The 256-nt window shown below is 69.1% G+C and carries 1 pseudogene; it reads left to right on the plus strand.

Annotated features, from left to right (window positions below):
• Positions 1–256, plus strand: a pseudogene (locus EUU22_RS10310) (HAD family hydrolase); the annotation flags it as partial.

Raw genomic sequence — 256 nt, forward strand, 5'->3', positions numbered from 1 at the left:
CTTACGCTCGGCAAGCCCAAGCTCGTTTCGGTTCTGCCGTCCGAGGGGTTCGCCGAAGACGAAGTGCTACGGCTGGCCGCTTCGCTGGAAAAGGGCAGCGAGCATCCGCTGGCCGCGGCGATCGTCGCCGGCGCGGTTGCACGAGGGCTCGAAGTGCCCGCCAACACCGAGTTCGCCTCTCACACCGGGCGCGGAGTGACCGGCACGGTTTCGGGTCGCGGGGTGGGGCTCGGGAACCTCGCGCTGATGCAGCAGC

The organism is Ciceribacter ferrooxidans, from assembly GCF_004137355.1.
GTDB classification, from domain to species: domain Bacteria; phylum Pseudomonadota; class Alphaproteobacteria; order Rhizobiales; family Rhizobiaceae; genus Allorhizobium; species Allorhizobium ferrooxidans.